Source organism: Treponema bryantii (assembly GCF_900113965.1).
GTDB classification, from domain to species: Bacteria; Spirochaetota; Spirochaetia; order Treponematales; family Treponemataceae; genus Treponema_D; species Treponema_D bryantii_A.
This window is the reverse complement of the sequence record NZ_FORI01000003.1, coordinates 118,510-140,209: the sequence shown is the minus strand read 5'-3', so window position 1 is coordinate 140,209 and position 21,700 is coordinate 118,510. Positions and strand designations below refer to the sequence as shown.

Sequence of the window (21,700 nt, the reverse complement as noted above, 5' to 3'; positions counted from 1 at the left end):
TAGAAAATATTCAAAAATTATTATAAAATAGAGAGATAATGCGAATTGTAAAAAGTTTATTTCAAATCTTCATAATCTCTCTATTATTATTTAACGGCTTTACTTCCTGTGCACTTTTTGAAAACGATGTTGCAGAGTTCATGGAAAAGTACACCGAAACAGCCGCCATCGAAGAATATAACTTAAATGTAGAAACTTATAATGACGAACTAAGCCAGCTTTGCATTTCTTCTTATGACGATGCCGAAGTAACTTTCTTAATGAGAAATCCAAAACGCTATTCACTTATTCCTTCGGTAATTTTTAATAATCTTAACAATCAGTATAACAGAAGTGCTGTTCAAATAGAGCAGACTGAAATTGCAGTAGTTCATCTTTTATTACCGCAGAAGTTTCTTATTCCGGTAGATGAAGGAAAAGATATTACCGCAGATGTAGACCTCTATGAACCAATGAGTGGCCGTAATTTTGAGCGCTATACCTTAAAGCTCAGTTGTAATACAAAACCGCCGACTATTCTTAATCCTACAATAATCAATAATCATAACAATACCTTCGTAGTTGCTTTTGATATGCCGAACGAAGAAGAAGTGGCAATCCGTCATAAAGATCTTGCATGCATAGAAATCAATGGAAAAAGTTATCCAGTTTCTGTTACAGTAATTACAGACCCGAACGCCGACCCTGAAACTCCTGATGTAAAAATTGCGCAGTATACAATAAATGATTCTCATTTTACCCGCACCTGGAACAATAATTACAGAATACTTAATAGTAAAGACTTTGTTCAAAATCAAAATTCCTTTTATTATGAAACCGATGATCCTTTCTTTGCCGGTGACAAGGAATATAAAATCATTCTTAAAGATAAAGCAGGCCTTAGCAGCGAAGTAAAAGCATCAACAAAAATCTCAAAACTTGAAAAGCCTGTCATTTTAGACCAGAGCGGCAATGAAATTTCCGAAGACGGACTTGTAGGAATTCCTTATGATGAGGAAGCAAAAAAAGGTACTATTACAATCATACCGCCGACAGAGGATCATCTTGGACACAGCGTTAGTGGTACAACTGTTTATTACAAGGTTTACGAAGCAACAGGCAGCGGTCTTATTTATACCAGCGGTACAACTACTACAACAAAGACAATAGAACTTCCTCAGAATACCTATCGTGTAGAAGCCTACGCAGTTCTTACAAACTACGAGAATTCTTCAACAAGAACCGTTAAGTTCAGATTCATGAACAACATACTTTTTGTTCGTGCATGTACAGATCCGGAAGGCTTCCAGGGTGACGGTTCTGAACGTGCTCCGTATTCATCAATACAGGAAGCACTTGATGATATTAACAATCTTGAAGAACGCCCGGACAAAGCAGATAAATTCAAGATTTATGTAGAAGGTGATTTTACAACAGGAACATATTATATTGATAATTCTGATCCTGATAATCCGACTGTAGCATACGGAGTCTGCGGTGAAATAAATCTCAGCGGCACAATGAATACAGATCAGCTTGAAATTGCAAAGAACCCTAGAGCTTCCGCAGCAAACGGAGCAAAACTTAAATCAATTACCGTTGCCAGCGATGTAGATTTGTCAAAGGTTACAATCGGAAATGTTACGGTAACTAACTCTGCTGGCAATGCTGTTACTCAGAATAATTCAAACACCTTGCTGATTATCGATGGAGCGGATATTTCAAATTCTAGCGGATATGCTGGTGTTTATGCAGCTGCAGATACTGTAAGTGATCCAGCTGCAGGTCCAGTAACTGTTACAATAAAGAGCGGAACCATTTCTCACAACAGCAACGGTATTTATGCTGACAATTGTATTTTGAATCTCGAAGGTGGCAGCATCGTCAGTAACAGTTCTACAGGTCTTGTAATTGATGATACTGTAACCTTAAATGTTCAGGGCAAGCCGATTGTAAAAGATAATAACACAGCAACCCCGGATAAACCAAAGAATATAGTTCTGCCAGAAGATTATTTAATTAATATTACCAGCCGCCTTGAGACTGGTGCAAGCATTGGAATAACCACAGCTACTGCAAATGAGCCTGCAACTTTTGAAGCTGATCCATACTCATTTACAACTGATTACGGTACATATAATACTGCAGCTCCTTCAGATTTCTTCACAAGCGACAGAGGCTTTGCAATTGTTCCTACAGGCGGTGAAGCAAGCCTTAAGATGTCTGGAGCTTCTGGTAACGAACATATAGCTTCTGAGTATACTTTTGAGTTTGCTGAGACTAATTATTCTGTAAAACTAGGAAATGCAAAAACCTTGAATCTTACTCCTCTTGTAAAGAGAAGTGGTACTCAATTAGCTTATGCTTCAAAAATAGACGGCAATAACGTGACCTGGGCAGCTGCCTTGTATAGCGGTTCTACATATCTTTGTGATCTTACAGTTTCAAATGTTTCTGGAGGAATAAGCCTTACTATTCCGGCTCAAGATTACATGGGAACTTATAAGGCACAATTACAGGTAACCTTTATGGGAATGCAGCACGATCTGGAATTAACTCTGACTGTTATTAATCCGGTTGGTGAAAAGCTTGCTCCAGATGCGGTGAAAGATATAGTTTTCTCAGATGGAAGTGCGATTGCTTATACAGATTCACTGGAGCTTAGTAATGACCAGAAACAGAAAGCTGTCGCATTTATCTTTAGTGTAAGCGACGGAAAAGTTCTGGGTGTTGGCTTTAAGCAGACTCAAAAGGCCTGGGCAAAGTCTGGAGTTCCAGGAGCTTCAGCTAGAATTCCAGATAACGATGGAAACGGCTTTGATGTAGAAGATGTAAAGACTTATGCCGCTACACAGGGTGGTGAATATAATGAAGAAAATTATCCGGCCTTCTGGTGGGCTGAGCATTATGGAGTTGCTGTAAGGGGTGATTCAAGCGGCTGGTATCTTCCTAATTCTTCTGAATTATCTGCATCGCTTAGCTGGATGTATGCCATAAATGCTGTAATAGATGAGATTGGAGAAAGCAGTGATTTTGTAAAATTCCCGACAGGTGTTTCTGCTTCTTTCTCAAGTGCAACTCAGCATTGGAATTGGGAAGACTACATAGAGACTAAGGGTTACAATGCATCGGGTTCTGCTCAAACAGGAAATAATAATAAAACTTATGAACTATATGTTCGCGCTGTAAGGGAATTTTAGGGGAGGTGAATGATGATGCGAATTAATAAGATTATCAAAACTATTTATCCTCTGCTTTTGTCGCTACTCTTTGCGGCAGGGCTTTTCCTTTCCTGCGAAAATGCAGTTACTTCTTTTGATGATGCACAAGACAGGAAGGAAGTGACAGCTGGCGCGGGACAGACCATAGATATTTCCGGTCGTTATGCGGCAGAGGGAGCCCTGCCAAAAATCCTTACGCAAAAGTCTCGTTCTGCAATCGCGGTTCCAGGTTCAACCTCAAACAGTGATGTAGAGTATTACGCAATTGCAAGAAACGTCGATGACACAACAGATATAATAGAAGGCGAAGTAGATACAACTAATCAGACCTTCCTTATTACAAGAATCAGACTTGGAATTAAATGGGAAGTTGAAGTCGGTGTAAAAGTAAACGGTGTACGTAGCCTTTATCATACTTCTCAGGCAAAAAAGTTTACTGCAAGTGACGCTTGTCTTGAAGAAGACTTTTTCCTTAAGCCGGATTTATCTGGTAACGGTTCTGTAAATCTTGAGATGACTGTCGATGCCTCAATTACAGATATCAGTGTTATTCTAGACAATTCAAATCAGCGAACTAAATGGAATGCGGCTGTGGCTGCCGCTGCCGACGATGCTAAAGAAATCAGTCCAACCCGCATTAAAGTACCAAACCTGCCGGCCGGTCTTTATGAACTTACAATATATTTCTATCAGGGCAGCGGTGATGATACCAGAATTGCCTACACAACAAAACAGTCTGTAAACGTAGTTACCGGTATGACAACCGAAACCTGGCGCAGTAACGGCTCAAGCCTTATTTCTAGCACTGGAGTTTTCACTCTTACATCAAGCATTATCAATTCATATCTTGATTCAGTAATTTACGTAGGCGACGCTCATAGAACAGCCACTAACCATGTTGAAGAGGCTGATAATGCAAACGAGGGAAGAGCCTTTAGTCCTCTGGCTACTCTTGATGAAGCAATAAAAAGAATAGCAAACGCTAATATTCAAAGAGATTATACTATTTTTGTAAGTGGACAAGTTGATGGTGTATCAATCAGTGCTTATGGAAGTAACCCGATTGAATCTACAGATGCAAGTTCAATTACAATTATAGGTTTGCATCAGAATACAGGCGCCGGTACAGATTCTGCTAATTACACAGATGTTATTAAGGGAAGTTCTGCACCTGTTGTTTATGTAAATACAAATATACCAGTAACATTTAAGAATGTAAAAATTACAACGAATGGAGAATTACAAAGAGAAGAAGGTGGGGGGCTGGATGTTTATTTCACTGGTGCTGATGTAACTCTTGAACGGGGAGCCTGGGTTGGTAATTGTAAAATAAAAAGTACGGGCTATACATCTGGAGGAGGGGTAGTCCTTGAAGCTGGTACCCTTACAATGAAAGATGGTTCTGTTATCTCAAATAATACGGTCAGATATTCAGGTAGTACAGGCAGTCAGGATACAAACGGTGGTGGTCTTTATTGTAAAGCCGGTGTATTTAAAATGGAAGGCGGCGAAATTCATCACAATTCTGCTGTTGTTGGCGGTGGAATGTATGTTAAAAATGCTGACGTGTTTATTTATGGAAACTCAAATATATATAATAACGGTGCAAGTAAAGACGGTGGTGCTATTTATCGTAATGGTAACGGAAAAATCTATATTGGCTATAAATCTTCTACAGAAAAAGAGACAATGAAAGGAAAGATTTACAGCAATTCGGCCGCTAAAAATGGTGGAGCAATATGTACTAACGGTGACCTTTATATGGATAGCGGAATTATAGAAGGAAATACACTTAACGGAGATAATCAGTATAAGGGTGGTGCAGCTATTTCAGGTAATTTATATATAAGCGGAAGTGCATATATTCCTTATGGTGGAGAAGAACATAAAAATGATGTAAAGGGAAATATATATCTTGTTGATGCTCTTACACCTCCTGCTGTATGTATAAACAATACAAACAACCCTGGAAAAGTTGCTTATGTAGCTCTTAGTTCTAGTGCATCTAGAGGACTTTCACCTGTATCTGTTATAGCTTCTAACACGGAGCTTTTACTGGAAGATTATAAAAATAACTTTGGTGTAGTAAATACACAATACACAGAATGGACTCTTAATCTAAACTCTAATAAAAAAAGTCTTTATATTAATGCTCCCATATATGTAAATGATTCAACAGGTAGTACATCTCCTTCAGATCCAAAAGGTACAAGTAATCATCCTTTTAAGTCTATCGAGGATGCTTGTTCTGTTATACGAAATTCATACGTAGACTTCACAATTAGTGTCACATCAAACCTGGGAAAAACTGAAATTCCAAATACAATTAATGACAAAGCTGCATCACTTTTGATTAAGGGTGCTCAGATGCAAACAGCTAACCCTGCAGAGCCACAATTTAATATTTCTGGAAATCCGGATGGTACTCTTAATGACAATGGACCGGCTCTTACAATTAATACAAGTGTTCCGGTAACTCTCGAGGCTCTTGCTATTGTAAATGGTTATACCTCTGGTGGTGACGGCGGAGGTATCTGTCTTGCCAGTGGAGCAGATCTTACACTTTCAGATGGAGTCAGAGTTACTGATAATAAAGCCGGCGGCTACGGCGGAGGTATTTATGTGCCTTCAGATGCAACTTTGAATGTTATGGGAAATGTAAAAGTCTGGGGGAATAAAGATAATGATAATGCAGATTCTAACATCTATTTACCGGATGACACAGTTATCAATGTAACTGGAACCCTTGCTTCCGGTTCAGAACTCCATGTAACTACAGAAACACCTCCATCACCAGGCAACCCTGTAACCATTACTCAGAATTACAGTGCGGCAAATACAGTTGCACCTTACACATATTTCTTTGGTGATAACGGCACTGCCTTGTGGAATGCCGACAATACAGAAGCCTGTCTCAAGGTTGGAGGAGGTAGTATTGATGTTAATCCTGTGTATAAGGATATTACAATTTCCATTAATATTACCTCTTTTGAGAAGGCTGTAGAAAATAAGACAATTACAATAAAAGCAGTTGATAACGAAACTGGAGAAGAAATTGAAGAAGGAAGCGATACAGGTAAAATAAACTACAGTTATAAACTCTTCTATCATGGAGAGGAAGTACCTGTTAGTTATTATCAAACAAATTCAAAGAACTTTACATTGGGTAACAATCTTCCTATAGGAAATTATATACTGAACGTAAACGGAATTTACGATGGAAAAAAATACAGTGCAAACTTTGAAGTTAAGATTATAAAAGATGCTACTATTGAAACTGATGTTTCACATGCAGTTGAAATAATTTCACAAGTCGAAAGTACAATAACAGTCATTGTTACAGGCGAAATGAATGAAGAAGTGTTGACAGAAATGTCAACAGCAATTAAGAATCTTATTACGGAAGAGGCAATGGTAAAGCTTGATCTTTCAAATGTTACGGGCCTCACAGTATTACCTAATGACTTGTTTAATGGATGTACTCATCTTGAAGAATGTCATTTACCAGAAGGAATTACAGAAATTCAATATGAGGTATTCTGGTTATGTACAAATCTAAAGAGTGTAACCCTTCCTTCAACACTTACGCAAGTTGCTGGTTCCGCTTTCTACAGAGTGCCTGCTGATATAAATCTTGCTGCTGATGGTCCAGGCCTTAAAACTGTTGGAAATGCTATTTATACTGCTGATGGAAAAGAACTTGTATTCTATTGTAATAAGCAGGAGGAAAACTCAAGCTTTGAAGTACCTGCAACTGTAGAAAAGATTCGTGATTACGCTTTCTGTTCTTCTGGAATTAAGAATCTTACTTTCGAAAGCGGTTCACATCTTACAGAAATCGGTTCTACAGTATTTGATTGTTGTTCTAATCTTGAAGAAATAATCATTCCAGATTCTGTAACAACAATAGGAAGTGATGCTTTCTATGCTTGTAGTTCACTGGCAAATGTACATCTTCCTTCTGAATTGACAGAGGTTAATCGCCTTTTTGGTGGTTGTCCAATGGAAAGTATTGTTATTCCTGATAAAGTAACATCCATAAAATATGCTTCTTTCTGGGGGGATTCTACACTTAGAGAAATAACACTTCCAGCTTCGCTTACTGAAATTGTAAGTGGTGCATTTGGATATTGTAGTGGTATAGAAACAGTAAAATATAAGGGCTCTGCTGAACAAAAAGCCGCCATGACAATAGGTGATGATAACGGAACTCTTACAAGTGCAGAATGGATTTTGAATTATACAGGTGATTAATATGATGGGTAGATTAGTGAAAAGATTTTTGATTTTGACATTATCGGCTGCCTCATTACTCTTTGCGGTTTTAGTTACTGGCTGTAACAATATTGTAGAAAATGAGGTAGAAAGCGAATCGCCTGCATCTGTTACAGAAATAAAAACTAAAACAACTGAACCTGAAACGATAGTAACAGTTTCTGGTTCTCTTAATATCCGCGGTGCCTTCCCGGAAGAGATTGTTAATCAGCTCAATCATGTTGAAGAGAATAGTAGTCATGCTGAACTTGTTTCAGCATCTGACAGGTCTCGTACTGCCTTTCCGTCAATTCCTGAAACAGGTCTTACTGCCGAAATAAAGGCTGTAAAAGTTAGCGATTCTTCCGTAACCTATGATGCTACTTCAATAGACTGGGAACATAGAACCTTTACAATTGGAGTTCCTGTAGGTAGCTCAGAGGTTTCTTACAAAATAACTGCAGATATAAAATATGCTGATAAAATAATCCTTTCCGGAGAAAGTGAAGACTTTTCAATTTCGTCTGAAAACCCTTTAGTGGATGCAAGCCTGACTTTAGGCGCTAAAAAGACAGTAACAGGCTCTACAAATACAAATGGTAAAGGTAATATTTCTCTGGAAATTGAAATCGAGGATAATTCAGAAATAAGTTATTGTAAAATAAAAATTCAGGAGGGTCTTTTTTATAACAAAAATGGTGGGCCATATAATGTTTCCGATGGAAAAATTTTAATAACAGAGACTGATGTTTATTCCTATAATGCAACAGTTGAATTTAAATTCTATAGTACATCAGATGCTCTTTTGTATAGCTTTACTGAATCAGTAGGTATTTTTGATAATCTTACAACCAACACCTGGGTAAAAAATGGCAATGAGCCCTGGCTGGTTACAAGTGGCTCAACAACCACCTGCTACATTACAAATGCTATGGTTGAAGGCAATAAACTTACCGAAATCTGGATAAATCCAGAAGCTGCAAATGATTCAGGCTCTGGTTCTTTCTTACATCCAAAGAAAACTTTTTCCGGCGCTCTTGCTATGCTTAATAATGCAGAAAAGGATTATACGATTTTTATAAAGGGCACTCTCATAGGTAATGCAGAACTCCCAAATACTTTGGAAAATACCGGCAGTGGAGAGGAAGGAGGTACATTATTAGCGCATTCTCTAACTATCTGCGGAGATTCAAGTCTTGTTGCTGGTCAGCCACAGGATGCATTAAATGCGAACGGATCCGGTAAAGCTCTTTCTATAAATACCAGTGTGCCTGTAATTATCAAGAACCTGAAAATAACCGGTGGAAGCACCAATGATACCGGCGGTGGTATTTACATTAATAACGCCAATGCAAAGGTTTATCTGACAGATGGTGTCCTTGTTACTGGAAATCAGGCAAGAAATGGTGGTGGTGTTTATGTTGATCAAGGAAACCTTTTTGTTTATGGAAGCGCTGTTATTGGAAAAAGAGGCGTTCTTTCTCATGCAGAAGATGCTGAAAACTCTTTTGGAAATAAAGCAACTACATCTGGTGGTGGCATTGGAGTCGGAAGCGGAACCTTGTGGTTAGGTTATTCTGCAGAAAATGTGCCTGCCGAAACTTCAGGTGGGGTTATTTATAATCTTGTAAAGGGTGATTCAACAACTCATGGTGGCGGAATAGATAATCAGAATGGAAGTGTAAAAATTGCTGCCGGGAATGTTTCTTATAATTATGCCAGCAGCGCTAGTACTTCAGATAGAGGTATGGGAGGAGGAATTTCAACTGCAAAAAATCTGACTCTTACTGGTACTGCGGTTATAGAGGGAAATAGCTCAGGTTATGGTGGAGGGGTATTGATTACCTATGATGGTTCTAATTCCGGCCAGTTTGAAATGACAGGCGGAACTATAATGTCTAACAGTGCGATAGGACTTAATAGTAATGAAGGTGCAGGTGGTGGAATCGCTGTTGCAGCACAATCAGATGCAACGGGTACTTTTACTATGTCTGGGGGAAAAATAAGCTCAAATACTGCGGACGGGTACGGTGGTGCTGTGGCTTATGAGTCTGGTAAAGATTTTATAATTACAGGCTCTGCTTATATTCCTTATGATTCAGATAACCCTCGTAATGACCTTTATATTGCAGAGGGAAAATGGATTTCTCTTAAAGACCCGATTGAGCCACCTTCTGAATGTTCTGATGGTGTTGTTGCTGTGATTACACCGGAAAATCCATCATCTGCTGAACCTATTCTTAAACTGGATGATTCTGCAACTACCACAATCCTGGCAGAAATGCCCCATTTTGCAATAAAACCTGATACTGAACATAACGTGACTCGTACAATCATGTCAAACGGTAAAATTGCTGTGTCTACGGAATTGACAGCTTCTAATATTGCAAGTTTTAATGCAAGTGATCTCGTTGTAGATCAGGAATATCACTTTGTAATCGGTGCCGATGTAACAGATACACTGTTTACCAATTTCATTAAAAAACTTTGCACTAATACAAGCGGAAATAATTCTGCAGGAATAGTTATAAACGAAGCTTCAACACTAGACTTATCCAGAGCAACAAGGCTTACAAAATTAGCATTAACAAGTTTTAGTGATTTAGGAGTTTCAAGTTCATCTTCTCTGGTTTATCAAAAGTTTGATACTATTATTATTGGGCCAAATTTTGATAGTAACGTTTTTGCTAATCAAGATGTTCATGCAGTGTTTACAAATACAAAGAATATAATTGCACCGTCCAATTCAACTTATTATTCTTCAGATTCAAATGGAGTTTTGTATAACAAGGATGGTGATACTATTGTCTGGTATCCGGGTAATAGTTCTATTTCAACTTTTGTAATTCCTGATAATGTAACAAGTATTGCGAGACAAGCTTTTTCTTATGTTGAGGCTGAAACTTCTGTAACTACAACTCATGGAGTAACAATTGGTGATGCGGCATTCTTTAATGCAAGTGGACTTACAAGTATTTCACTTCCAAATGATAATCCTCAGATAACTTCAGGCTGTGAATTCCAGGGCTGTGGCATTACTAGTTTTACCATTCCATCTTCATGGACTTATTTACCAAGCTATTCTTTCCGTTATAGTAGTTTAACTTCAATACATATTCCTGGCAGTGTAACTACGATTGAGAGTCAGGCTTTCGCTGGTTGTAGTTCTTTAGCTAGCATGTCATTTGATCTCTATGATGGCTGGAAAAAGTATAGCGATTCTACACAGATTAACTTTAAATCAGATGGATCTTATAATGCTTCTTTGTATATGGAATATTATTCTTCAGAAAAAATAGTCCGTCAAAACTGATATTTTTGACAAATGCAAATGGCTGCTTTATAATTAATTAACTTCAATTTTGACAGGAGATTTAATTATGAAGAAATTTTTGAAAATAATGACTGCAGCAGCAGTTTTGCTTTGCGGACTTGCATTTACTGGTTGTGGCGCAGCTGAAACAATCAAAGAGACTGTACTTGAGACAGTAAATGATTCATATAATCAGTGGTATAAATATAAATCAACTAAACCAATTAATATTCCTATTGCGGCTGCAGGTGCAGACGAAGATGAAGATGTAAAAAAATTGGAAAATGCAGATATATATTTATTTTTCAATCCTGATGTTGGATTAACAGTTTCAATACAAACAGAAACTGTACAAACTGTAGAATTATTGAATGGTCTATATTCACAAGATATGACAATAACTGTTGGGGGAAATAAAGAATATCCTTTATCACAATTTGGAAAAAAATCTTGGTATACAGTATGGGGAAGTGGTAAATTGGAGAAGGCTTCTGAGCCAAAAATTCACGCACATCCAGATGAATGTGTAGAAATTGGAAAAGGTAAGGCACAGAATGCACAAATTCAATGGAAAAAATTCCTGGCTAATTATTTGTTAAATTCATTACTAGACGACTAATTCTTCTTTATCAATCCCGCGCTTGTCGCGGGATTTTTTTTCTATATCTAGAAATAAAATCAAAATAGGTTTACAATAGATTCGGGTGGAAATTTATCGTGAATCAGTTTTTCAGACCTAAGCAGACTGTTTTCTTTTTCATTTGCTGTGGAATCTGTCTTCTTATATTACTGTTTACATATGCAAAACTTTCTCTTCAACCGGTAACTCCTGTTGCTCAAAATGTGCCTGCAGTTGAGCGTGGTTCAATTGTTGACCGTTCTGGTTTTCCACTTGCCGTACAGACAAATTTCTATCATGTTGGTGTGTCTGTAAAAAATCTTAAAGACAGCGAAAAGGTTCGTAACCGCTTTGCTCAGGATATAGCTCCGCTTCTTGAAATGCTTCCAGAAGAAATTCTGGAAATCATAGATACAAATAAAAGCTTTGTTTATCTTAAGAAAAAAATCTCTCAGACAATGTATGAGCCTCTTAAGCAGCTCACAGACGAGAAGGGCTACAACTTTGTAAGTTATGAGAAAATCCCTGGAAGAAACTATCCTAATCATGCACTTGCTTCTCAGCTTATTGGTTATATGGGTGATGACGGGCGCGGTCTTGCAGGTATTGAGTTTTCTCAGCAGAGCATTCTTGCTCCTTCTGGAACAGATGAAAACGGAGAGCCGCTACAGGGACGAAATGTCTTTTTAAGTATTGATGCAAATCTTCAATATAAACTTGAACAGATTGCTCATAAAACAATGAACGAAACTCAGGCAGAGAGCATGATGCTTATTGCCGCAGATTGTACAACTGGTGAAGTGCTTTCATATATAAGTCTTCCATCTGCAGATCTGAATGAATATGGTGCTTCAATCATAGAATCAAAAATTGACCGTCCGGCAATGACTGCTTATGAACCGGGTTCTGTATTCAAGATCTTTACAGTTGGTATTGTTTACGATGAACATGGAATCTCTCCAAATGATTCTTTCCTCTGTGACGGAATGTATGAAAAGCGCCTTGCGAGTGGTGAAACAATCAGAATTAAATGTCTTGAGCATCATGGCTGGTGTACACCTAAAGACGGTCTGCGCTATTCGTGCAATGATGTTCTTGGTCAGATTAGTGACAGAATCAACGAAGATGAGTTTATGTCCAGAATCAGAATGCTTGGCTTTGGAAAAAGAACGGGCGTTGAGCTTCCGGGAGAAACTTCAGGTTCTGTAAAAGATACAAGCAGTTCACTGTGGTCTGCCCGTTCAAAGCCGACAATTGCAATTGGACAGGAAATCAGTGTATCTGCTCTTCAGATGGTTCAGGCTGCTACTTCAATTGGAAATGGCGGAGTTCCTGTTCAGCTTACATTTATTCATAAAATCACAAATAAAGACGGTACTACTTATTATGAGCATGAGCCTCAGTATAAGGACCGCGTTTTTTCTAAAAATACTGCAGACTATATTCTCAGCTGTATGGAAACTACAGCCAAGAGTGGTACAGGTTCACGTGCAAACCTTCGCGACGTGGATATTGGTGTAAAGACCGGTACTGCTCAGATGGCAGATAAGGAACACGGCGGCTATAGTGATACAGACTTCCTTTCAAGTTGTATTGCAATTTTCCCTGTTGATGAACCTCAGATTGTTTTGTATATCGTAGTTGAAAAAGCTAAGGGAGAAACTTACGGTGGACGTATTGTTGCTCCTGTAATTGGAGAAGCCGCAGATATTATCATTGACCACCTTGGTATGAGCCGTGGCGGTGCTGCTTCTCTTGAACACAGCGGAGTTATTACAATTTCTTCTTCTCAGGGAATTCAGGTTGGTTCTGTAGTTCCTGATTTTACAGGCAAATCTAAACGAGAACTTCTTTCATTAATGGAACGTTCTGATATTCGTTTGAATATAAATGGAAGCGGCTGGGTAACAAGCCAGAGTCCTGAACCTGGAACCCCTGTTACGGAGAACATGGTAATTGAACTCAATCTGGAATAAAAACTTTGACGCTTTCAAAAAAAGATTCCCGGCCCTTGCACAAATGACAGGAAATATTCCTGTTCCTCCCGAATCTATATGGAAACTTGAACAAGCCAAAAATGGAAATATTACAGCAAGCGAGGGTGGGGTAAGACTTCATTCTGCTTATAATCCCGAACGCGAGGCGAATGGCGCAGTAGGGCGTGACGAAGTTTTCCAGAAATCTTCTATTGTGTTTTATGGTTTTGGTCTGGGCTATCATGTAATTGAATGCGCAAAATTGTTGAAGGCGCGTGGTAGGGAGCAGCCTCGTCTTGTTTTGATTGAACCTGATGTAGCGCATTTTTTTGCAGCAATGTGCGTGCTCGACTGGACACCTGTTTTTGGAATTGAAAAACTGATAATTGCTGTAGGCGCTCCTGCTGAATCTGTGCTTCCTCTTCTGGAAGACGGTTCTCATGTAAACATTGGTGAGACCGGAGTTTCTGATGCTTACTTTTTTGATATTCCGGCCTTTACTGCACATGCCTCTCCTTATTTTGATACAGTTCGTTCTATTATAAAACGCAATCAGAGAAAAAATGAAATTAATGCGGCAACACTCAAAAAGTTTGGAAAACTCTGGTGCAGAAACAGTCTTAAGAATTTTAAACAGTACGGGCAGTGTGGGGAAATAAGCTGCCTTGAAAATAAGGCAAAAGATGATGATGGAAATGCTCTTCCATTTTTGATTATTGGGGCTGGACCTTCGCTTGAAACAATTCTTCCTCATATTAAAGATTTACAGGAGCGCTGCGTTACAGTTTGTGTTGAAACTGCATTACGTGCTCTTTTACGCGCCGGTGTACAGCCTGATTTTGTAATTCTTACAGATCCTCAGTTCTGGGCTTATAGGCATATCGCGGGGTTGAGCGCGCCGCAGAGCGTTTTTATAACAGAAATTAGTGCGTATCCGTCTGTTTTCCGATTTAACTGTCGTAATCTTTTATTGTGCAGTTCACAGTTTCCGGTTGGGCAGTTTGTACAGAAAAAACTTGGAATATCAGCCGGCGACCTTGGAACAGGTGGATCTGTAGCTTCGAGTGCCTGGAACTTTGCACATCTTGCAGGGGCTCGCGAAATATATACTGCAGGCCTGGACTTTGCCTTTCCGAATAAGCAAACTCATATTAAAGGCAGCTCTGCAGAACAGACTTATCATACTCTTGCAAGCCGCCTTTCAACTCCGGATAAATTTACGGCAGGTTCGCTGTACAGCGCGAACGCAACCATGGGCACCGACTACTCAGGCTCGCCAGTACTTACCGACAGCCGCATGAAAATGTTTTCCTGGTGGTTTGAAGCCCGGCTCGCCGCCTGTCCGGAAACAAAAACGTACACACTGGATCCCCGAGGTCTCAATACGCCGGGCATCGTAGCGGCTGACCCCGCAGAGCTCCTCCGACGTCCGCCAATAACATCCCGCAAAGCAAGCTTCCTCGCCGCGGCGGCCACCGCCCGCTCACCTTTAACCGCAGCGCAGCTCGCCAACCTCGACAATCTCATAAACAACTTCCCCCGAGAAGCCTTCCTCTCTGAAAACCCATTTTTACAAGAATATCTCTAAACCGACCCTTATTATTTACCGATACTTGAAGCATGGAAATAATAAGTTACGTTCAAGATAATTCCCGCAGACGAGGCTTCAGCGGATTTGGAACCTTCAGTCTTCCGGAATTGCAGTTCAGGCATAAGGAAAGAAGCCGTTCCGCTTCCATAACAACAGATATTTTTTCTCCAGAGCTCAGAAGCTTTTCTGCACAGAAAGTAAGAGCAGACCTTTCTGTACGTTCGTTCTTTAAGCTGGTAGGCAGTTCGGTAACTGACGCCGGTTCATATGTAAAAGAAAACGTAAAATCAATTCTGATTATCATTGCATCTGCTCTTGCTTTCGGAGCAGCTTTGTTCGGTACAATTAAGCTTGTTAATCATCATGTAAATCATACTGGTCCTCTTGTTCTTCAGGTTGGAGATTCTGCAGATATCGAAAATCTCAATAAGATAATGGCAAACTTTGCGCTTGAAGGAAAACTCGATTACGACGAAACTGGAAATCTTTTGGATGTTGCAGAAAATGCTGTAAGTGCAAGTTTTACACAGCCAGTTAGCTTTCAGACTTATAAGGTTCGTTCGGGCGACACTATCAGTGGTATTGCAAAGAAGTTTGGTCTTACAAATATTTCTACACTGATTTCTGTAAATGATATTGGAAACGTACGCCAGCTTGCCGCAGGACAGAAGCTTAAGATTCCTTCAATTGATGGAATTGTGTATACAGTAAAAAAAGGCGATTCTCTGAACTCTATCACAAGTAAGTACAAAATCAGTCTTGAACAGCTTCTTGATGTAAACGAGCTTACAAGTGAAACTCTTACAGCAGGCCAGCAGTTGTTCCTTCCTGGAGCTGCTATGGATGCCAGCGCACTTCGCAACGCTATGGGCGAGCTTTTCAGAATGCCTCTCTCTGCTCAGTTCCGCTGGTCTTCTCCATATGGCTATAGAATTGATCCTATTGCAAACGTAAAATCTTTCCATACTGGAACTGATATGGCTTGTCCTACAGGAACTCCAATTCTTGCAGCAATGAGTGGAAAGGTAACTACAACGGGTATTAACCGTGTATATGGAAACTATGTAATTATTGATCATGGAAACGGATATCAGACTTTGTATGCGCACATGTCAAAAATAATTGCAAGCAAAGGACAGTGGGTTAGTCAGGGAACAAGAATTGGACTTGTTGGTTCTACAGGTTATTCAACAGGCCCACATCTTCATTTCACAGTTTACAAAAACGGAAAATTGATTGACCCGATGACGGTTTTGAAATAAGGAGTAAAATTATGTGTATCTGCGGTGGTTGTGGTAAACTTATTGATAAGAGATTTTTTTACTGCCCTTGGTGCGGCAAGTCTCGCGTAGCTCAGGAAAAAGATGACAGTGCAGAGTTACGCTATGCGAAATTTAAGGAAAAACAATTCCAAAAGCGTTATAATCAGTTAGAGAAGATGGGAGAACAGCTCGATGATCTTGAGCATGAGCTTTCCATTCTTGTTCTTAGCGCGGAGATGCATAAATGAAAAAAACAGGAATTCTGTGTCTTGTAATCAGTCTTTTTACTTTCTCACTTTCAGCCGGCACTTCCTTCGGGAATCCGGATTTGAATCTTAACGATGAACTTCTTTTTACTGTACGCCATAACATGGTGGGAACAAGCCCATATAAATCACTTTTTTATGCGGCTTTAAAAGACGGAAAGAGCGATAAGGCTTCAGAAGTTATTACCTGCTTCCCGGAACAGATGGAACTTCTTTCTGGGGGAGATGAACTTCAGATCAGAAACAGATACGGAATTGCCCGCTATTCAAAAAAGACCAGCGCAATCACATGGATTGAAAAGAGCAGTGAGATACCGGAAAATATTGTTCCTGTAGTTCCTTATGCTGCAAGCCCGGACGGAAAATACTTCTGCCGTATTGAAAGAACTTCCGTTTATTCAGGAAACCTCATGCTGGTAAGTACACAGACTGGAAAGAGCAGTGTTCTTTGTGAAGGGGTTTTGAACTCTTATGAAGATCTTCCTGTAAAATGGGCTCCAGACAGTACAGTTTTAGTTTATGAAAAAAACAACGGTGTATATTTCTGTAATCCAGATGCAGTTCTGCGTGGTGTTGAAATTGATGAACGTTACAGAAAAATCGGCCGTGGTACAATCAACTCGGTTTACTGGGCATCTTCAAAATTTCTTGCTTATGTAGACGATTATCTTCTTTATAAAATCAATACAAAAGAGCTTTATACACTCGGCCTTTATTCTGGAATAATCGGGCAGGGTAAGCCAATGGGCCGTTTCCCGTTCCAGTTTAATCCGCTTACAGATAAGTTCTCATGCAACAGTGAAGTAACTTCTGCAGTCGTTACTCAGAATGGCAGACTCTTTACTTACCTTACAGTTCGCAGTGCTTCCTGTGATTATATGGATGTTGTTTATTCACGCCCATACACAGAATCAAATGCCTCTCTCGTAGCTTCATACATTTTCTGGGACGCTGCAAACAAGCCTGTTCTCTGGCAGGAAAAGCTTCCTTATGATGGAATCAAAGAACGCGGTTCAGTATATAAATTGGATTCTCAGGCTCAGCATGTTCTTGAGATTGAAGATTCAGGTAAACCATTTGTTTCTCCAAACGGTACAAAAGTGGCATTCTTTGCAGGCTCTACTGTTTATGTTTATGATATCAATACCTGGAAAAGACTTGCCGTGTTGACTGGTGAAAAAGTTGTTTCTGCAATCTGGACTGATGATTCTAACCTCTACGTTGGTGGTGAAAAGAGTGTGCGTAAATGGAACATCTTCTCAAACAAGGCAGATACAATCACTCTTTCTTCTGTTTCTGCAGGCTATTGGGATGTTTCTGATTATTCAATTATTGCAGATACTGGTAACTCAAACTATTACAGATATGACAGCAAAAAGAAAACCTGGTCTAAGACTGAAATTACAGCTCCTGTTGAGCCTGTAAAACAGAACGGCCGCTACAGAGTTTTCATTGGAACAACAACAAATAAGAATTATGATAATGCGCTTTACATCCGCTCTTTGAGCAAACGTGCAGTAACAAATCCTTTGTATAAGGAAAGTACCCGTAAAGCTCCAGAAAAGAAAAAGGTAGCACTCGCTTTTGAACTTTATGATAATGCAGACGGTCTTCCTTTGATTCTTTCCGAACTCAAGAAATTTAATGTAAAGGGAAGTTTCTTTATCAACGGTGAGTTTATCCGCCGTTACCCTGCAGAAACAAAACAGATTGTAAATAATAATCATCTTTGCGCTTCAATGTTCTTTACAACTGCAGACCTTACAGAAAACAGTTTTGTAATTAATGAAGATTTTGTTCGCCGCGGTCTGGCAAGAAATGAAGATGAGTTTTATGCATGTACCGGTACAGAGCTTACTTTGTTCTGGCACGCTCCATATTATTCTGTTTCTCCGGAATTAATTACTTATGGTGGAAATGCGGGTTATACTTATGTAAATGCATGTTGTGATGTTTCTGAGTTTACAAATCCGGATATGGATCCTGAAAAGTTGATTAAGAGATTCTGCCAGAGTCTTGAAAAGTCTGGTGGTGGAGTAGTGTCAGTTGTAGGTGGATTCTCACAGAGTAATCATTCAAGACCACTGTATAAATACCTTGCGCTTTTGATTAGTGCTTTACTTGATAGCGGATATGAATTAGTGGATTTGAATGCTTTGTGATATGTAATGTTTGGTGGGGTATGTCATGTTCGGGCTTGACCCGGACATCTAAAACAGTCGGCTCGCTAGTCTCGCCTCTGAGACGGTTTTGTGGTAGAACCTAAAACGACCCGCTGCCGCAGCTCGTTTTTTAACGGTTCTGCTATATTAGTCTATTCTTCATCCTGGAAGCGGTCACGGTATGAACCATAGCCGTCTTCTTCTTCAACATCATCGTAAGGTTCGTCTACGTCCTCTTCTTCTTTGAAAACGTCATCGTAATATAAGTCTGCATCATCATCGAATTCATCAAGTGCTTCGTCGTCTTCTTCATAGTCGTCGAAGTCGTCATCAAAATCCTCATCATAATCATCGTCGAAATCGTCTCCGTATGAAAATGACATACTTAATTCTTCATAATCTGAATCAGCAAACATAAAAACCCCGCCTAGTTTTTGTACTGCTTATAAACTCACCTCAAATAATATAATTGATACGGTCCAAAAAGTAAATAGAATTTAAAGGTAATATATTGAAAATTTTGCGCTTATCTTGAAATCTTTGCTAGGAATTGCGGGGTGGGGAGAGAATGAGTTTTATCATTAATCGAAAAAGTTTGACTACTCGTCAAAGTAGGGTATAATTATATTAATGGAACGTGAAATTTCTGGCTGGGCGTATGCAAAAGTAAATTTTGGTCTTCGGGTACTTCCCGGACGTGCAGACGGATTCCACGGCATTGAGAGTATTTTCCAGACGGTTGATTTATATGATGAACTGTCTTTGACGACAACGGCTGAAAAAGGCTGTATCGTGCATTGCAGTGACATGGAACTGCCTGAGAATAATACTCTTACAAAAGCCTACAATGCATTTTGTAAAACAGTGGGCTGCGAGGTACCAGGTGTCAGAGTTGAGCTTAAGAAGGGAATTCCTTCCGGAGGCGGACTTGGCGGTGGTTCTTCAGATGCAGCAGCACTAACCCGTATGCTTGAAAGGCTTTGTAACGTAAGGTTATCTGACAGCGAACTGGATAATATCGCGGCCGAGACTGGAAGCGATGTTTTCTTCTTTATGCACTGCGATGATAAAGGCCGGGGCTGTGCTCTGGTTTCTGGTCGCGGAGAAGTCGTAAAGAAAATCCATGGGCGAGATGATCTCTTCCTGGTTTTAATATTTCCTGAGGTAAGCTCTTCCACTAAAGAAGCGTATGCTCTTGTGGATGAGGCTTTAGCCTGTGGAAATGTTTTGATAAGTCCTGAATTTGATGAGCTAGAGCTGGTTTACAGAAGGCCGCCGGAAAACTGGACTTTTATTAATACTTTTACGCCCGTGATTTCTGCAAAGTATAAAGACATAGGGCGAGCAATTGAGGCTTTAAGAGCCCTTGGCTGTGAATACGCCGAAATGTCAGGTTCGGGTTCCACAGTTTTTGGGATATTCTCTTCCAGGCAAGAGGCTGAATCTGCAGTAAAGGAGCTGACAGGTTCTTGGAACTGTAAATTAGCGCGGACTGTATAAGATTATAGTTTTGCGGTGTAATTTTGCGGAGGTAGATGATTTATGCAGATTACCGAATTGAGAATTAGAAAGGTTGAGGACGAAGGTAAGCTTAGAGCTTATGTTACAGTTACTTTTGATAACTGCTTTGTTGTTCACAATGTAAAAATTATCGAAGGCAAAAGCGGCCTGTTCATTGCAATGCCAAGCCGAAAAACTGCCAACGGGGAATACAAGGATGTAGCCCATCCAATCAGCCCAGAGTTCCGTACCGAACTGCAGGACAAGATTCTCGCAGAATACAACGCTGGTCACGTAGAAACAGGTACTTCCCCAGACGACTAAAATATTATATAATAGATGACATCTTTGGGTCGTCGGCAAGCGGTAAGCCAACGGCTTTTGGTGCCGTCATTCCACAGGTTCGAATCCTGTCGACCCAGAAAATTATAGAGTTCTCCTAAAAATTAGGGGAACTCTTATTTTTTTTAACTCCCTGAAATTAAAGAGGGGTCGACAGGATTCGAAACGAAGCGAACGGTTTCAAAAATTGCGAGCAGTGGCGCAGCAATTTTTGAAATCCTGCCACAGGAGGTGGCAGGAAGTGAGCGGAGGCGGCCACGGAAGGAGGAAACAGGAGGTTTCCGACTGAAGCGGCGAATCCTGTCTGCGGTAATTTTCGAGAACTCGATTTAATAGATTTCCGCCCTCCGCCACGGTGATTTGAAATCCACAGAAATTAATGCGGATATCAAAATATGGTTTCGATACGCTTCGCTACTCAACCACCGTGGCTATGAGCCGGGGAGGCTGAGAAATATGAGCCACCCGGGGGCGTTACGGGGGCAGAGCCCCCGTAGAGAGGGTAGCCGAAAACGCAGAAGGCGGTTGAGGCGTAGGGGGAGACTTCCCCCTCCTGCATCTTCTATTGAATAAACTCTCATTTTCTGATAATATATTCAAATATTTTAAAGGATATAAGGAGCTTTAAGAAAATGAGTAAGCAGACACTCGAAGCAAAACTTCGTACAGCTACTGGTAAAACAGCTGCTAAAAATCTTCGCAAAGTAGGTCGTATCCCAGCAGTTGTTTACAACTCAAAGGGTGAAGCTACATCTATCGAAGTTGGCGAAGTAGAATTCAACAAGATTTGGAGAACTATCACTCCAACAACTTCTATCACTCTCAAGGTTGATGGAAAAGAATCTCTCGCTTTGATCAAGGACGTTGAATACAACATCCGTAACGACAAAGTTCTTCACGCAGATTTCTTTGCACCAGATGCAGACGAAAAACTCGTTATGAAGATTAAGATCCACTACACAGGAACTCCAGCTGGTGTTCTTAAGGGTGGTTTCAAGAAAGAACGCAATAACGAAATCAAAATTAAGGCAGCTATCGCTGACCTCCCAGAAACAATCTCTGCTGATATTTCTGGAATCAACGTTAGTGAAGCTCTCCGCGTAAAGGATCTCAAGCTTGACAGCAAGGTTGAAGTTCTTACAAGCGCTGAACTCCCACTCGTTACTGTATCTCCAGCTCGTGGTTAATTCCACGTACCGCTAGGTACTCGCTAAT

The 21,700-nt window shown here is 39.9% G+C and carries 13 protein-coding genes and 1 tRNA gene; 13 read left to right on the top strand and 1 reads right to left on the bottom strand.

Going from position 1 to position 21,700, the window contains the following annotated elements; all coding sequences use genetic code 11:
• Positions 1–38 precede the first annotated feature (38 nt).
• The 9 genes from BM161_RS05260 (at position 39) to BM161_RS05220 (ending at position 18,643) form a co-directional block, all read left to right on the top strand.
• On the top strand, positions 39–3,179 hold the full coding sequence (locus tag BM161_RS05260) for a hypothetical protein (protein WP_074930959.1): 3,141 nt from the start codon (positions 39–41) through the stop codon (positions 3,177–3,179).
• Between the two features lie 12 nt (positions 3,180–3,191).
• Entirely contained in the window at positions 3,192–7,454 is a 4,263-nt protein-coding gene (locus BM161_RS05255) for a leucine-rich repeat protein (RefSeq protein WP_074930958.1), read from the top strand.
• A gap of 1 nt (position 7,455) precedes the next feature.
• Complete coding sequence (locus BM161_RS05250; protein WP_074930957.1) at positions 7,456–10,767, top strand: leucine-rich repeat domain-containing protein; 3,312 nt, start codon at positions 7,456–7,458, stop codon at positions 10,765–10,767.
• Positions 10,768–10,834: 67 nt separating this feature from the next.
• Complete coding sequence (locus BM161_RS05245; RefSeq protein WP_074930956.1) at positions 10,835–11,386, top strand: hypothetical protein; 552 nt, start codon at positions 10,835–10,837, stop codon at positions 11,384–11,386.
• Between the two features lie 98 nt (positions 11,387–11,484).
• Complete coding sequence (locus BM161_RS05240) at positions 11,485–13,362, top strand: penicillin-binding protein (protein WP_074930955.1); 1,878 nt, start codon at positions 11,485–11,487, stop codon at positions 13,360–13,362.
• Positions 13,343–14,950, top strand: coding sequence for a motility associated factor glycosyltransferase family protein (locus BM161_RS05235; RefSeq protein WP_074930954.1), 1,608 nt, complete (start codon positions 13,343–13,345; stop codon positions 14,948–14,950). The genes BM161_RS05240 and BM161_RS05235 overlap by 20 nt, the downstream gene beginning before the upstream one ends.
• Positions 14,951–14,982: 32 nt before the next feature.
• Positions 14,983–16,215: a peptidoglycan DD-metalloendopeptidase family protein gene (locus BM161_RS05230; protein ID WP_074930953.1), complete on the top strand. Its 1,233-nt coding sequence runs from the start codon at positions 14,983–14,985 to the stop codon at positions 16,213–16,215.
• An 11-nt stretch (positions 16,216–16,226) separates the two neighbouring features.
• Complete coding sequence (locus BM161_RS05225; RefSeq protein ID WP_074930952.1) at positions 16,227–16,463, top strand: hypothetical protein; 237 nt, start codon at positions 16,227–16,229, stop codon at positions 16,461–16,463.
• Positions 16,460–18,643, top strand: coding sequence for a polysaccharide deacetylase family protein (locus BM161_RS05220; RefSeq protein WP_074930951.1), 2,184 nt, complete (start codon positions 16,460–16,462; stop codon positions 18,641–18,643). The genes BM161_RS05225 and BM161_RS05220 overlap by 4 nt, the downstream gene beginning before the upstream one ends.
• Positions 18,644–18,795: 152 nt before the next feature.
• On the opposite strand, the gene BM161_RS05215 is transcribed toward BM161_RS05220, so the two are convergent.
• Positions 18,796–19,059 (bottom strand): hypothetical protein, encoded by a 264-nt coding sequence (locus BM161_RS05215; RefSeq protein WP_074930950.1) that lies wholly within the window; start codon positions 19,057–19,059, stop codon positions 18,796–18,798.
• A gap of 214 nt (positions 19,060–19,273) precedes the next feature.
• On the opposite strand from BM161_RS05215, the gene ispE reads away from it, so the two are divergent.
• From ispE to BM161_RS05195, 4 genes are all read left to right on the top strand, one after another.
• Positions 19,274–20,143 carry a 4-(cytidine 5'-diphospho)-2-C-methyl-D-erythritol kinase gene (ispE, locus tag BM161_RS05210; RefSeq protein ID WP_074930949.1) on the top strand — a complete coding sequence of 290 codons (870 nt, stop codon included), beginning with the start codon at positions 19,274–19,276 and terminating at the stop codon, positions 20,141–20,143.
• A 42-nt stretch (positions 20,144–20,185) separates the two neighbouring features.
• Complete coding sequence (gene spoVG / locus BM161_RS05205; protein WP_022933210.1) at positions 20,186–20,467, top strand: septation regulator SpoVG; 282 nt, start codon at positions 20,186–20,188, stop codon at positions 20,465–20,467.
• 25 nt (positions 20,468–20,492) lie between these two features.
• A tRNA-Gln gene (locus tag BM161_RS05200) sits at positions 20,493–20,565 on the top strand.
• 552 nt (positions 20,566–21,117) lie between these two features.
• A complete protein-coding gene (locus BM161_RS05195; RefSeq protein ID WP_074930948.1) occupies positions 21,118–21,672 on the top strand; it encodes a 50S ribosomal protein L25 in 555 nt (184 codons plus the stop codon).
• Positions 21,673–21,700 lie beyond the last annotated feature (28 nt).

What these genes read in the sequence shown, in the direction of transcription:
- BM161_RS05260 (WP_074930959.1), top strand. Translation starts at nt 39, where the DNA reads ATGCGAATTGTAAAAAGTTTATTTCAAATCTTCATAATCTCTCTATTA.
- BM161_RS05255 (WP_074930958.1), top strand. Translation starts at nt 3,192, where the DNA reads ATGATGCGAATTAATAAGATTATCAAAACTATTTATCCTCTGCTTTTG.
- BM161_RS05250 (WP_074930957.1), top strand. Translation starts at nt 7,456, where the DNA reads ATGATGGGTAGATTAGTGAAAAGATTTTTGATTTTGACATTATCGGCT.
- BM161_RS05245 (WP_074930956.1), top strand. Translation starts at nt 10,835, where the DNA reads ATGAAGAAATTTTTGAAAATAATGACTGCAGCAGCAGTTTTGCTTTGC.
- BM161_RS05230 (WP_074930953.1), top strand. Translation starts at nt 14,983, where the DNA reads ATGGAAATAATAAGTTACGTTCAAGATAATTCCCGCAGACGAGGCTTC.
- BM161_RS05225 (WP_074930952.1), top strand. Translation starts at nt 16,227, where the DNA reads ATGTGTATCTGCGGTGGTTGTGGTAAACTTATTGATAAGAGATTTTTT.
- BM161_RS05220 (WP_074930951.1), top strand. Translation starts at nt 16,460, where the DNA reads ATGAAAAAAACAGGAATTCTGTGTCTTGTAATCAGTCTTTTTACTTTC.
- BM161_RS05215 (WP_074930950.1), bottom strand. Translation starts at nt 19,059, where the DNA reads ATGTTTGCTGATTCAGATTATGAAGAATTAAGTATGTCATTTTCATAC.
- ispE (WP_074930949.1), top strand. Translation starts at nt 19,274, where the DNA reads ATGGAACGTGAAATTTCTGGCTGGGCGTATGCAAAAGTAAATTTTGGT.
- spoVG (WP_022933210.1), top strand. Translation starts at nt 20,186, where the DNA reads ATGCAGATTACCGAATTGAGAATTAGAAAGGTTGAGGACGAAGGTAAG.
- BM161_RS05195 (WP_074930948.1), top strand. Translation starts at nt 21,118, where the DNA reads ATGAGTAAGCAGACACTCGAAGCAAAACTTCGTACAGCTACTGGTAAA.